Consider the following 14,445-nt stretch of genomic DNA (forward strand, 5'->3'; position numbering starts at 1 on the left):
GAGTGCTACGGGGGAATTCACTGTGCCGAGTGGACGGTCATGGGCAGGCCACCGCGAACACGCAGCGACAACATCGGTTCCGCGACGGCCTCGTATCCCGGCCGCTTCTTCAGCCGCAGCTCGCGGCTGATCATCGCGATCACGAACACCGCTTCCATCATGCCGAGATTGCTGCCGACACAGAACCGGGGACCGGCCCCGAAGGGAATGTAGGCATACCGCGGACGGCTGCCGGTGTTCTCCGCGGAGAACCGTTCCGGCGAGAAACGCCCGGGGTCGTCCCAGAACTCCGGATGCCGGTGCAGTGTGTAGGGGCAGACCACCACATCGGCGCCGGCCGGGACCGGGTAGCCGCCGATTTCGTCGGCCTGCTGGGCCTGCCTGGTGAGGATCCACACCGGCGGATAGAGCCGCATGACCTCTTCGACCACCATGGTGGTGTAGGTCAGCCGGTGCAGATCCTCGTAGGCGGGCGGCCGATCGCCGAGCACCTCCACCGCCTCGGCGTGCAGCCGCTCGAAGACCTCCGGATGCCGGTCCACCAGATGGAAGGTCCAGCCCAGCGTGCTCGCCGTCGTCTCGTGGCCCGCGAGCAGCAGCGTGACCAGCTCGTCCCGCATCCGCCGTTTGGCGACCTCCGGCCGCGACTCCTCCTTGGTCGAACCGATCAGCCGCGTCAGCACGTCGTCGCCGTCGACGCGAGGATCGGCCTTGCGTTCGACCACCAGTGCCTCGACGATCCGGTCGAGATCCTTGCGCGCCTTGCGGAACCGCAGCTGCTTGGGCAGCGGGATCCACGTCGGCACCATGCTCAGCGAGACCATCTCGAACATCGCCTGGTCCTGCACCGCCTCGAACGAATGCCCGATCGAGTCGAACGCGCCCAGATCGGCGTCGAGCAGGGAGCGCCCGAGTACGCCGAGGGTGAGCCCCGTCATCTCTTCGACGATGTCGACGGGGCCACCGCCCACGTGCGTTTTGAGCCTGCCGACGAGTTTCGCGGCCTCCTCGGCGACGACACCCGCCTGCGCGGCGATGCGTTTGTGCTGGAACACCGGTTGGATCGTTTTCCGCTGTTTGCGCCACAGCTCGCCCTCGCTGGTCAGCAAACCGTCGCCGAGGGCGCGTTTCGCCTGGACCAGGCCGATTCCCTTGTGGTAGTTGCCACTGTTGTCGGCCAGCACGTGCTTCGCATATTCCGGATGGTTGAAGAAATAGAGCGTCTTCGGCCCGATGGCGATCCGGGATGCGTCCCCATAGGTGCCGGCCGCCGAGGTCATCAGGGCCAGCCGGTCACCGATGAGTTTCCTGAGCAGACCGAACGTCTGGGTACGCGGCGGGCCGGACAGCGACCGGGCCCGCTGCGGCGCGACGGTCATGTCCGCACGACCTTCTTGTCCTCGCCCGTGCCGTCCAGCGTCGCCGGCGGTGCGGGGGTCAGCGAGACCGTCACCTTGCCGTCACCGTTGGTCTCCGGTGTGGCGGCCTCGGCCCGTTGCTTCGCCTCGAACTCCTCGCGGGCCTTGTTGGAGAAGTGCAGGCCCCACAGGAACAAACCGCGGACGAGACAGACGATCGCCGTGGCGAGGAAGATGCCGTACGCGATGTGCGCGACCATCAGGAAGCCGTAGATGATCGCCACGCCCGCACCGAACGCGATCTGTGAAGCCGGTTTCGACGGGCTGGTCCCGGGGTCGGTCACCATGTAGTTGGTGAAGAGGATGAAGGCGACACCGGTCATCATGCCGAGCGCGGCGGGAATGGACGTGTCGAAGAAGATGCCACGGACGATCGCCTGCAACGCGAAGGTGATCACCCACGCGCCGATCAGCCACATCCGGCCGGTGAGCTTCCCGTTGAGCATGGTGCCGCCGAGGATGATGATCCCGGGCACCAGCCAGTCCACGAAGCCCGAGACATGCTCGGTGAAGTGGTACGGCGGCGCGATGTTCACCCACGGGAAGATCAGCAGCAGCACGGCGATGCCGAAGTTCGACGGGTTCATGTAGTGCCGCAGCCTGCCCCGCACCGGGGCACGCAGGACCCACTTCGTGCCGACCGCGACCACCACGCCGAAGATCAGCACCCAGACCTGGTCGTTGACGTAGATCAGCATGTTCATGGCGAGACTGGTGATGTGCGCCGGATAGAGGAATTCCACCATCCCGCGAACGCCCCGGCCCGCGTAGCGCGGTGCCCGGTGGTCGACCCGGGCGGCGAGCGCCTCCAGGCCGATCTCCACGGTGTAACCGGTGGCCAGCGCGATGAACGGCCAGAGCCACGGCTGTTCGAAACCCAGTAGCGCGTAGCCGATGATGTTGAACACCGAGATCGACATCGCGAAGTTGCGCAACGCGATGGTGACCTTGGGGTCGTGCCGCGGAGGTGCCGCGGTGCTCGTCGTGTTGTCAGCCATACCGATCACTTCTCCTTGGCCTGGGCGCCCAGCTGCAGGGTGTGCCAGCCAGGGGTCAACTTCAGGTCCTGCTCGTGGATCTGCCCGCTTCGGTCACGCCACTTCAGGTGGACCTGTACCGGGCCGTCGAGGTCGCCAAGGCCGATGTGCACCTCGTTGCTGCGCTTGCCGGAGTGGCCACCGCCGCCGTCGACGCGGCCGACGAGCTTGCGTCCGTCCGGGGTCGTCACCGTCACCTGGGCACCGACCGCCGGCGTGCCGGGAGCCTGTCCGGTCGCGGCCTCGTGGAACAGGCGCAGCCCGAGGTGGGCGCCGGTGTCCTTGGCGACGTTCTGGTAGAACACCGGCTGGTCCCACTGCCGGGCCACGGCGAAGTCGAGCTTGCCGTCACCGTCGGAGTCACCGGTCGCGATACCGCGGGTGGGCACCGGGACGTCGAGCTTCAACGCCCCGGAGATGTCGCCGTAGGTCCCGTCGGCGCTGCGGGCGTAGAAGGCGAGACGCTGGCTGCCCGCGATGTCGTCGCCGTGGTTCACGTTCGGCCACGCACCGGGGTTGGACAGGATCCCGTCGTTGGCCGTGGCCAGCTCCTGCAGCTGCGGCCACCGGTTCACCTGGCCCTTGACGAAGCCGGTCGCCTGCGCGATCTCCACGGCGCCGTCGTTGTCGAAGTCGCCCGTCTTGACATCCCAGCCCCATCCGGACCACGCGGTGCGCGAAGGACCACTGGTGTCGGCGAACGGCGGCGTTCCCTCGGCGAGCTTGGCCCGCACGTCGGCCTGGTCCTTGGCCGTGTTCATGAACTGGAAGTTGCTCTCCTCGATGCCCCACGAGGAGGTGATGTTGCTGACGAACATGTCGTACAGCCCGTCACCGTCGAGATCGCCGAAGTCGACACCCATACCCTTGAACGAGTCGATGCCGACCTGCTTGGACTTGGGGATGACCGGCGAACGCACGTCCTTGACCAAGGAGAACTTCAGCTTGCCGGGGGTGGACTGGTTGTACAGGAGGTTGTCCGGCCCGAAGTCGTTGGCGAGGTAGAGCTCCGGAAGGCCGTCGCCGTCGAGGTCGTTGGCCGCCGCGCCCAGCTCCCAGCCCTTCGACACGTCGACCGGCAGCGCGTCGTCGATGCGCTGATAGCTCACCGACGGGCTCGCTCCCGTCGTCGCGCCGGTCCAGCGGAAGAAGTAGTCCTCGCCGCCGTTGTAGGCCGCCGACATGGAGTCGTTCATCTCGACACCACCGGACACCCGGTCGTCGAGTACCGGCCCGTGCGGGAAGTAGTTCGTGATGAGGATGTCGCCGTGCCCGTCGCCGTCGAAGTCGTCGAAGGCGACCGCGTTGGTGTTCCACTGTGGACCGTTGTACTCGGCGCCACCGTTGCCGGGGACCAGTTCGGTCGGCGTGAACGCGGCGGGGGTCAGCTTGGTCGCGTCCGGCTCGGCCAGGAAAACGATCGGGGTGCGTCCCCAGTAGTAGACCAGCAGATCGGTCCGGCCGTCTTCGTTGAAGTCGCCCGGCAGGCAGCCCATCGGCGCGATGCGGTCGTTCATCGGCAGCGGGCCCGGTGACAGCGCGAACGGCGCGTACCGGTCCGCCTTCGCGTCCGGCGTCGGGGTGACGACGACCTGGTCGATCCGCGGATCGGTGACGCAGAGATCGTTGGCGAGGCGGTCACCGTCGACGTCGTTCATCGCGATGGCCGCGCCGACCGAAGAGATCCACGCGTCGATATGCTGATAATCCTTGTTGACCTTACGGATCTCCTTTTGCGGGAACCCGCTCGGCATCGCGATCGAAACCGGGGTGAACCCGAATTTCCCGGCGAGATTCGCCGTCTCGGCGGCGGAGGTCGCAGGCTTTTCGGCGACGACGAACATGGCCGCCATCAATACCAGCGCGACGACGCCTGGTAGTTGCTTGCGCAACCAGCCGGCTACAGACTTCACTGACTGACACCTCCAAGAGAGACGAATTCTCCGGCGATACGATCGCGCCACGCTTCGAAAGCGGGCGATTCGCCGTCGACGACTTTGTCAGGTCGGAGGTCCTGGGTGATCTGCGCCGCTTTCTCGGCGGAGAAACCACACAGGATCCGAGTGGCCGTTTCGGTGTGCGGCACGAGCAATCCGGCCCGGATCCGCGCTTCCGCGCCGAACGCGCTGCCCTGTGCGACCTGGGGACGGAATCGGCCCGCCCGGTCCGCGAACACGCGCAGCTCCTGCTCGTCGGCCCCGCCGGCATAGGTCGCGGCGAGCCCGGCCCCGCTGTACAGATCCGCCCTGCGCGACTCGGGGAACTTGCCGATCATCGACGTGACACGCGCGGCGTCGGTACCGCCGACGAACCACATCGCGCGGCCGATCCCCTGGTCGATGGCGTTGGCGGCATAGCCCGCGCGGCCGCCGGGCCACGGGAAATCCCGCTCCTGGTACTGCTCGTGCACGTAGCGCGCGGTGTGGAAATAGGCCTGATGGAACCCGTACCCGTCCAGCACGAGCCAGCGCAGCAGCGGATCGGTGGTCGCGCTCTTCGGCCAGCGGAACCTCGGCAGCCGCGCCATCGCCCAGCCGATTCCGACGTAGATCATGTAGATATGCGGCGCACCCGGACCGGCCAGGAATTTCTCGGTGAGCCCGCTCGGCCCCAAGGGCAGCCTGTCCCGGACGGTGAATCCCATGGCCGCACCCTCGTACGCGAATCCGCGGAATCGGGCCGGTACGGTTTCCAGGTTCTCCGCGGCCTCTTCGACGGTGCGCGCCTCGGCTGCGTACCCGTATCCCGTGAGGAACGTTTTACCGACGTTCTCCAGCATTTCCTGAGCGGCCGGGTTCTTTTTGTGAAAACCGCGAACATCCAGCGATGTCGCCGAAACATTCGGTGTCAAGACCCGGCGTCTTAGTGCGCGCCAACCTGTCGCCAATGTGATCCGCCTCCGTATGTCCTCGTTCGGCGATTCATCCCGAAGAGAGCTTCACAGGTGGGCGGTGGTGCGGGCCACTCCGAATGTGCTCTGGTGCAGCGTTCGGTATGTCCACAATGGACAGTGAGTGGCGGCGAAGAGCCTACGCGACGCACCCTGACCGTCCACAAGAGACAAACCCTGGCGGCCGAATGCCCCATGGATACCCTCGGCCGCAACCAGGCGCGAGGGGCTCGCGCCGCGGCCTGCTGCCCCCAATGTGGCATTGGGGACGGTCAGCGTCCCCAATGCCACATTGGGAGCAGACCCGGTTTCCCGATTCCCCGCGCACGCCGACAGGAGTGACCAGCCTCCCCAGAGCACGCCACGTTTGCCATACCCTCAAGAACCCGAATCGCCACTCACGTCCCCGGTACCGACCTCAGCCGGCGTCGAGCGAAGCGAAATGCGCGCGGATCTTCTGCCGCCACAGCTCATAAGGCGGTTCGGCGGGGCTTCCGCCGTCGTGGACGGCCGTGCCGTCGGCCAGCCGCACGGCCGCGTCGACGGTCAGGTCGCCGAACGCGCGGACGGCCTGCTCACTGTGTTCCGGCACGAAACCGGCGTGGACCCTGGCTTTGGCCGCGAACACCATGCCCAGCGCGAGATCGGGCCGGTAGCGCCCGGCCGCGCGGCGGAGGTCCGCCAACCCGTCCGGCGGGCAACCACCGGCGAAGGTCGCCGCGAGACCGACCCCGCTCCACAGGTCCGGTCCGCGTGCCTCGCCGAAGCGTCCGACAGCCTCGGCGACGGCCTCCGGAACGGCGCCGTTGATGAACCACAGCGCCCGCCCGATCCCCTGGTCGATTGCTCGCGGGAAGTACTCGGGGCAGCCCTGCCACGGGTACGGCTTCGGGATCCGCTGCTCGTCCACCCACTTCCGGGTGTCGAAGTAGGCGCGGTCGAAGCCGTAGCCGTCGACGGCGAGCCAGCTCATCGTCGGGTGGTACGGCGACGAGCTCAGTGCCGGGATCACCTTGCCCCACAACGCCCTCGGCAGCCGGGCCATGGCGAAGCCGATCCCGATGTAGGCGAGGAAGATATGCGGCGCGCCCGGCCCTTCGAGCAGCTCGCGTGTCCGCGTGCCCCGGCCGCCGCGCATGGCGTCCAGCACGGTGCAGGCCATGGTCGCGCCCTCGTAGGCGAAGCCGAGCTGCTCGGGCAGGACCAGTTCGAGCCTGCGCTCCAGCTCCCATTGATCCCTGGCGTCGATCCCCCACTCGAACCCGCAGAGCACCGCCTGCGGGATCGCCTCGAGGGTGCCGGCCGCGGGCGCGGCCGCCGCCGGGAACCCACGTCTGGCGAAGGTCACGTCGCGCAGCTGCGGGGTCAGGACGTACCTGCGAACGGATCCGAGTGCGGTGGGCATGGTCTGCTCCTCAACCCCACGGGGCGACGGGGTACCAGGGGATGATGTCGCGCCGTGCCAGCAGGCGGACATCCCAGTACAGAACGGTGAACACGCCGGCCACGATCAGCGAAACCGCGATCAGCACGGTCAATCTGCTCGGTCTGGCGGCGATCCACCGCCGGAGCCGTCCACCGGCGAAGGTGGCGAGGATCAGGAACAGGATCGCCATGATCACGATGTTCCCGACCGACTGCAGCACGAACGCGGCCGCGCCGTAGAGCGGGTTGTGGCTCTCCGCCGCGTCACGGAACATCTGCCGGAACAAGGCGAACGGCCTGCCGATCAGGAAGCCGCCGATCAGCACTCCCATGAACACCATCGGCGCCTGGGGAAAACGCCGCGAGACACGCGCGAACGGGTCGGGCACCACCTTGAGCGCGGCCAATCCCAGATAGAACATGATCAGGCCGATCAGCCCGAACACCACCAGCGACTGGACACTGCGCGCGGACAAGGCGCCCGGCGCGTTCGGCGACGTCGCGAATTGGGGCATCTTCGTGCCGACGAGGCCGACCACCGCACCGTAGGCGGCCGAGATCGCGATCATCCCGACCGACAGCCAGCCCAACGGTTTCAAGGCCTGCGCGAACCTCGTCCACCTGCTTCCGGTCGAGCCCAGCATGGGCGCCATCGCGCCGAACACCGCGATATTGCACGCGGTGAACGTGCCGGCGATTCCGGAGACCAAGGCGAACATGATCCCCGCGGCGACCCCGGCGATCGGGGTTTCCTTCACGTCGTGCCCGAGCAGCGTGTTGGCCACGTTGTCGCCGATGACCCGGTCGACGAACTCCGCCGACCAGACGACCGTCAGCAGGAATCCGCCGATACAGCTCAGTAAGATGATCAACCATCGCCTGCCGGGAACGTATCCCGGCACGAACGCCGATGACGCGGGCGAGTCGCCTGCCTTCACGGATTTCACGCTTTGCTGCACCATCTGCGTCCCCTCGACCGAGAGCTGTGCCTCGGACAACATAAACGACAATCGCCCCGCGAGGCGCCACCGAAGGGGATGACCGCACATTCCGACAAGATGTTCGGGATCGTGCTCAATACCCGACGTTCGCCGCCCGGCGTCGGCGCGGGCCCGCTTCGTGATCACCGGGGCCACTCCGTCGGACACCAGCGTAACCGCCTGGTCAGCCTACCGGGGTTCGCCGATTCATAACGCTTCCATGGAATTGCACACCGCCCCGATGAATCACGCCGTTATGCCGTTTCGGCTGCTCACAGGCCGACTGACCGCACATTCGAAGATGCCCCGGGAGACGTCAACAGGCAGCCTCGGGTAGCAGGTTGGCGAGTTTATCCTTTCACCGAATAAGTGCCGCATTCGGCGAGTGTATTTCTGTTTATCGACATCATCGGCGGAGGACCCGGAGAATGATGAGCAACACGCGAATAGCAATCGTCGGCATCGGCCTACGCTATCCGGACGCGAGTTCCACCGACGAATTGTGGGACAACGTCCTCGCAGGTCGCCGGGCGTTTCGCCGTCTCCCCGACGAGCGGATGAACCACACCGACTACTTCTCGGCCGACCCGGCCGCGCCGGATCGCTTCTATTCCAGCAAGGCCGCCGTGCTGCGTGATTTCGAGTTCGACCGGGTGAAGTACAAGGTCGCGGGCAGCACGTTCCGGTCGACCGACATGACCCACTGGCTCGCCCTCGACGTCGCGGCACAGGCGCTCGCCGACGCCGATTTCCCTGGCGGTGAAGGACTTCCGAAGCAGTCCACCGGTGTCGTCATCGGCAACAGCCTCACCGGTGAATTCGCCCGTGCCAACCTGATGCGGTTGCGCTGGCCTTACGTGCGCCGGACGGTGGCCGCCGCGCTGGCCGAAAAGGGCTGGGACGACGGCACGGTCGCCGAGTTCCTCCAGACCCTGGAGCCGAAGTACAAGGCGCCGTTCCCGCCGATCGACGAGGACACCCTCGCGGGCGGGCTCGCCAACACCATCGCCGGGCGGATCTGCAACCACTTCGACCTCGCCGGGGGCGGCTACACCGTCGACGGCGCCTGCTCGTCGTCCCTGCTTTCCGTTGTCACAGCGGCGAAATCCCTCATCGAAGGCGATCTGGACGTCGCTCTCGCCGGCGGTGTGGACCTCTCGATCGACCCGTTCGAGGTGATCGGTTTCGCCAAGACCGGCGCGCTGGCCACCGGGGACATGAAGGTGTACGACCGGGACTCCAACGGCTTCTGGCCCGGCGAGGGCTCCGGTGTCGTGGTGCTGATGCGCGAGCAGGACGCGCTCGCCCGCGGCAAGAAGATCTACGCGTCGATCACCGGCTGGGGCGTGTCCTCGGACGGCAAGGGCGGCATCACCCGCCCGGAGGCGAGCGGGCACCGGCTGGCCATTTCCCGCGCGTACCACCGGGCGGGTTACGACGTCGGGTCGGTTTCCTACTTCGAGGGCCACGGCACCGGGACCGCGCTTGGCGACGCCACCGAGATCACCGCGCTGTCCTCCGCCCGCCGTGACGCCGCCCCGGAAGCCCCCAAGGCCGCGCTCAGCTCGGTCAAGGGCAACTTCGGGCACACCAAGGCCGCGGCCGGGGTCGCCGGGCTGATCAAGGCCGCGCTCTCGGTGCACAACCAGGTCATCCCGCCGGGCACCGGCCAGCAGGATCCGCATCCGTTGCTGCTCGAGGACGACGCGACGATGTTCGTCCCCGCCGACGCCGGGCTGTGGCCGCAGGACCAGGAGATCCGTGCCGGTGTCTCGGCCATGGGTTTCGGCGGGATCAACACGCATATCGCGATCGAGCAGGCTCCCGGGGTGCGGCGCCGCACCGAGTTGCCGAACCGCGCCACGAACCTGGTCGGCGGCCGTCAGGACGCCGAGGTGCTGCTGCTGGACGCGGCCGACGCGGACGCGCTGCGCGACAGGATCGCGGGCCTCGAAGAGCTGGTCGCGAAGCTGTCCTACGCCGAACTTTCCGACCTGGCCTTCACTCTCGCCGGATCGCTGTCCGGTCAGCCCATGCGTGCGGCGCTCGTCGCCACCGGGCCGGAGGAAGCCGTCCGCAAACTGGTCAAACTCCGCGCCCTGCTCGGCTCGGGAACGACCAAGATCTTCAACGCCTCCGAAGGCATCTTCGCGGGCTCGGGCGGCAAAGCACCGAAGATCACTTTCCTGTTCCCCGGTCAGGGTTCCGGCCGGGGCGCGGTCGGCGCGATCCGGCGCCGGTTCCCGATCGCCGAGGGCGTCTTCCGTGAGGCCGGCGTGTCCGCCCACGGCGACCAGGTGGCCACCGAGGTCGCACAGCCGCGGATCGTGGCCGGCTCGGTGGCCGCGTTGCGGGTGCTGGACAACCTCGGCATCGAGGCGAACGCGGCCGTCGGGCACAGCCTCGGTGAGCTCACCGCGCTGTCCTGGGGCGGGGCGATGGACGGGACGAAGGTGCTCGAACTCGCGGCGATCCGCGGCAAGGTGATGGCCAGTGCCAGCCGGGGTGGCGGCACGATGGCGAGCCTCGGGACCGACCCGGAGAAGGCGCTGCACCTGGCGAACGGGCTCGGCGTGGTCATCGCCGGCTACAACGGGCCCGACCAGACGGTCGTCTCCGGCGCCGTGGAGGCGGTCGAGCTGGTCTGCAAGAAGGCCGTCGCCGCGGGTGTCAACGCGACCAGGATCAACGTCTCCCACGCGTTCCACTCCCCCTTCGTCACCCCGGCGGCGGGCGCGATGGCCGAGCGGCTCGCCGGGATCGGCTTCCGCCCGCTGACCGGGAACGTCGTGTCCACCGTGACCGGCGACGTCCTCGCCTCGGACACCGACCTGCGTGAGCTGCTACGCGAGCAGGTGCTCGAGCCGGTGCGTTTCCACGCCGCCGCCGCCAAAGCCGTCGAGGGCGCGGATCTCGCGCTCGAGGTCGGGCCCGGCCGGGTCCTCGCCGGACTGCTCACCGGGATCTCCCCGGACACACCGGTGTTGTCGATGGACACCGACAACACGTCGCTGGCTCCGCTGCTGTCCGTGGTCGGTGCCGCGTATGCGGCGGGCGCCTCGATCGACACCACCGTCCTGTACGCCGGACGCGCGGTGAAACCGCTGCCGCCGGAGACCGAGTTCACTTTCCTTGCCAGCCCTTGCGAAACGGCCCCGGAGATCAGTGCGGAGCTGCTCGTCGCCGCCGACGTGCCGAACCCCACGGGCACCGTCACCGAGGCGACGGACACGAAGACCTCCACGCTGGAACTGCTGCGCAGGCTGGCGGCCGAGCGCGTCGAGCTTCCGCTGGAAGCCGTCGGCCCGGACACCCACCCGCTCGACGACCTGCACCTGAGTTCGATCACCGTCGGCCAGATCGTCAACGAGGTCACCCGCGAGCTCGGCAGGCCGCCGCTCACCGCGACGCCGAACTTCGCCACCGCGCGGTTCGGTGAACTGGCCGAGATCATCGACCAGCTCGCGGACACCGCGCACGACGCCGGGCAGCCGTCGGGAGAGGCACCGGGGGTGGCGTCCTGGGTGCGCCCGTTCGCGGTCACCTGGACCGAGCAGCCGCGTGCCGTCGCCGCACCGCACGCCGGCACGGAGACGAGTGACTGGGCGGTGTTCGCCCCCGATGGACACCCGCTCGCGGAGCCGCTGCGGACGGCGCTGGCCACCGCCGGCCTCGGCGAGGGTGTGCTGCTGTGCCTGCCTCCGGACTGCGACGAGCACCAGGTCGGGCTGTTCCTCGACGCCGGCCGCGCCGCGGTGTCCCGGCCGAACGGCACCCGGTTCGTCGTCGTCCAGCAGGGGCTCGGCGCCTCGGGCCTGGCCAAGACACTGCACCTGGAAGACCCGTCGGCGCCCACGACGATCGTCGAGCTCGCTGACGTCGTGCCGGTCGATCCGGACGAGATCCGGCTGGCGGTGACGCGGGTCGTGTCCGAGACCGCGGGCACCGCGGGGTTCGCGGAGGTGCGGTACGCCGCGAACGGCACGCGCTCGGTCCCGGTGCTGCGGCCGATGCCCCGGCTCGCCGCCGAGCCGTCGAACCTCGGCGACACGGACGTCCTGCTCGTGACCGGTGGCGGCAAGGGAATCACCGCGGAAAGCGCCTTGGCCGTCGCCAAGGATTCCGGCGCGAGGCTCGCCCTGCTCGGCCGTGCCGACCCGGCGGAAGACACCGAACTCGCGGCCAACCTGAAGCGGTTCGAAGCCGCCGGGGTGCGGTTCTCCTATCACCGCGCCGACGTCACTTCGGCAGGCCAGGTCGCCGCCGCGGTGACGGCCGCCGAGGCGGAACTGGGCCCGGTGACCGCGGTCCTGCACGGCGCGGGCCGCAACGAGCCGGACTCGCTGTACAGCCTCACCGAGGAGAAGTTCCGCGCGACACTGGCGCCCAAGATCGACGGGCTGCGCGCGGTACTGGCCGCCGTCGATCAGGACCGGATCAAACTGCTCATCACGTTCGGCAGCATCATCGGCCGGGCGGGCCTGCGCGGAGAGGCGCACTACGCCACCGCCAACGACTGGATGAGCGAACTGGCCGTGCGTTTCCAGGCCGAACACCCGCGGGCGCGGGCGATCGCACTGGAGTGGTCGGTCTGGTCCGGCGCGGGCATGGGCGAGCGGCTGGGTGTCGTCGAGGCGCTCGAACGGGACGGCATCACCCCCATCTCCACCGAGAACGGCCTCGCGGTCCTGCGCCAGGTGCTCGGCGACCCGGAACTGGGACCGGTACTGGTGGTGAGCGGGCGTACCGGCGGGCTGCCGACGCTGGCCATGCGACGTCCGGCGCTCCCGCTGCGCCGCTTCCTGGACCGCACTCTCGTGCACTACCCGGGTGTCGAGCTGATCACCGAGGCGGGCCTGTCCGAGAGCAGCGACCCTTACCTGTCGGACCACCTGCTCGACGGTGACCTGCTGTTCCCGGCGGTGATCGGGATGGAGGCGATGACGCAGGCCGCCGTCGCGCTCTCCGGGAACGAGGGACCTCCGGTGCTGGAGAACCTCGAGTTCCTCCGGCCGATCGTGGTGCGACCGGACAGCTCGACCACGATCCGCCTCGCCGCGCTCGCCGTCGACGGGGACACCGTCGACGTGGTGATCCGCAGCGAGGAGACCGGTTTCGGCGCCGACCACTTCCGCGCGACACTGCGCTGGCCGCGCCGGGACCTGTCCGGGGAACCGGCGGCCGTCGCGACCGGGCTGCCCCCGGTGCCGGTGGACCCCGCCGCCGAGCTCTACGGCGGGATCATGTTCCAGGGCAAGCGTTTCCAGCGGCTGCTCGGCTACCGGCGGGCCGGTGCGCGGCACGCCGTGGCCGAGGTCGACGCCCGTCACCAGACCGGCTGGTTCGACACGTTCCTGCCGCAGGAGATGGTGCTCGCCGACCCGGGCACGCGGGACACCGCGATGCACGCGCTGCAATGCTGCGTCCCGGACGCCACCCTGCTGCCCGAGCGGATCGAGCGGATCCACCTCATGCCGCCGGACGACGTGCCCGACTATGTCGTGCTCGACGCGAAGGAGCGTGTGCAGGACGGCGACAGCTACACCTACGACATCGACCTGTTCACGCCGGACGGCTCGCTGCTGGAACGCTGGGAAGGCCTGACGCTGCGGGCGGTCCGCAAGAACAACGGCGCCTGCCCGTGGGTCGCGCCCATGCTGAGCGGATACCTGGAGCGCTCGCTGGAGCGGGTGCTCGGTGGCAGCAGGGCGGTCGTGGTCGAGCCCGACCCCAAGGCCGTGGCCGTTCCCGAACGGCGTGCGCAGACCGCGCTCGCCTTGGGCAGGGCACTGAACAAGCCGGTATCGGTGCGCTACCGGCCCGACGGCAAACCGGAAATCGACGGCGCCGAGGTCTCCGCGGCCCACGGCGCGGGCCTCACGCTCGCGCTGGCGGGCACCGGGCGGATCGGCTGTGACGTCGAGGTGGCGCTCACCCGCTCCGAACGGGACTGGGCCGAACTGCTCGGCGAGCGGCAACTGTCCGTCCTGAGCCTGCTCGGCGACGAGATGTCCGTGGCGGGAACCCGGATCTGGGCCGCGTTGGAATGCCTGCGCAAAGCGGGCGCGACGACACAGGCGCTCACCGTCGACAAGATCCACGCCGACCGGTGGGTGACCCTGTCCGCCGGGGACGCGGTGATCGCCACCTGGGTGACCCGGATCGAGGACCTCCCCGATCCGGTCGTGTTCGCGGTACTGACCGGCAAGGAGGGGCGCTGATGCCCGGCTATTTCGAGATCCGGCACACCGTCGGGTTCGAGGAGACGAACATCGTCGGCAATGTCTACTACGTCAACTACCTGCGCTGGCAGGGACGGTGCCGGGAGATGTTCCTGCGGGATCGCGCGCCGGGTGTGCTGGCCGAACTCCAGGACGACCTGAAGCTGTTCACGCTCAAGGTCGAATGCGAGTTCTACGCCGAGATCACCGCCTTCGACGACCTGTCGGTGCGCATGCGGCTCGAAGAACTGACGCAGACCCAGATCCAGTTCAGTTTCGACTACGTGCACCTCAAGGAAGGCCTCGAACTCGTGGTGGCCAAGGGACGGCAGCGGGTCGCGTGCATGCGCGGCCCCAACGCCGACACTGTCCCGGCCAGGGTGCCCGAAGAACTGCGGGCGGCACTCGCCCCGTACGCCGAATCGCCGTCCGCCGCCCGTGCGGCGCTCATGACCGCCGCGGGAGGATGAACAT

General features: G+C 68.5%; 8 protein-coding genes. 2 read left to right on the top strand and 6 right to left on the bottom strand.

All coding sequences use genetic code 11. From position 1 onward, the window contains the following. Positions 1-17: 17 nt before the first annotated feature. The 6 genes from DMH03_RS34320 to DMH03_RS34345 form a co-directional block, all read right to left on the bottom strand. A complete protein-coding gene (locus tag DMH03_RS34320) occupies positions 18-1,379 on the bottom strand; it encodes a cytochrome P450 (protein ID WP_125796167.1) in 1,362 nt (453 codons plus the stop codon). Continuing rightward, entirely contained in the window at positions 1,376-2,416 is a 1,041-nt protein-coding gene (locus tag DMH03_RS34325) for an enediyne biosynthesis protein (protein WP_199749133.1), read from the bottom strand. The genes DMH03_RS34320 and DMH03_RS34325 overlap by 4 nt, the downstream gene beginning before the upstream one ends. 5 nt (positions 2,417-2,421) lie before the next feature. After that, positions 2,422-4,368 carry a CRTAC1 family protein gene (locus tag DMH03_RS34330; RefSeq protein ID WP_199749134.1) on the bottom strand — a complete coding sequence of 649 codons (1,947 nt, stop codon included), beginning with the start codon at positions 4,366-4,368 and terminating at the stop codon, positions 2,422-2,424. Next, complete coding sequence (locus tag DMH03_RS34335) at positions 4,365-5,342, bottom strand: DUF1702 family protein (RefSeq protein WP_199749135.1); 978 nt, start codon at positions 5,340-5,342, stop codon at positions 4,365-4,367. Before DMH03_RS34335 ends, DMH03_RS34330 begins: the two co-directional genes overlap by 4 nt. A gap of 421 nt (positions 5,343-5,763) precedes the next feature. Further along, entirely contained in the window at positions 5,764-6,750 is a 987-nt protein-coding gene (locus DMH03_RS34340; protein WP_125796170.1) for a DUF1702 family protein, read from the bottom strand. 10 nt (positions 6,751-6,760) lie between these two features. Beyond that, a complete protein-coding gene (locus DMH03_RS34345) occupies positions 6,761-7,732 on the bottom strand; it encodes a hypothetical protein (RefSeq protein ID WP_125796171.1) in 972 nt (323 codons plus the stop codon). A 449-nt stretch (positions 7,733-8,181) separates the two neighbouring features. Between DMH03_RS34345 and DMH03_RS34350 the strand changes: the two genes are divergently transcribed. Further along, on the top strand, positions 8,182-13,971 hold the full coding sequence (locus tag DMH03_RS34350) for a type I polyketide synthase (protein WP_125796370.1): 5,790 nt from the start codon (positions 8,182-8,184) through the stop codon (positions 13,969-13,971). After that, positions 13,971-14,441, top strand: a complete 471-nt coding sequence (locus DMH03_RS34355) for a thioesterase family protein (RefSeq protein ID WP_125785550.1) — start codon at positions 13,971-13,973, stop codon at positions 14,439-14,441. Before DMH03_RS34350 ends, DMH03_RS34355 begins: the two co-directional genes overlap by 1 nt. The last annotated feature ends 4 nt before the right edge of the window (positions 14,442-14,445 follow it).

The sequence above is a fragment of the Amycolatopsis sp. WAC 01376 genome (assembly GCF_003947415.1).
Taxonomy (GTDB): Bacteria; Actinomycetota; Actinomycetes; order Mycobacteriales; family Pseudonocardiaceae; genus Amycolatopsis.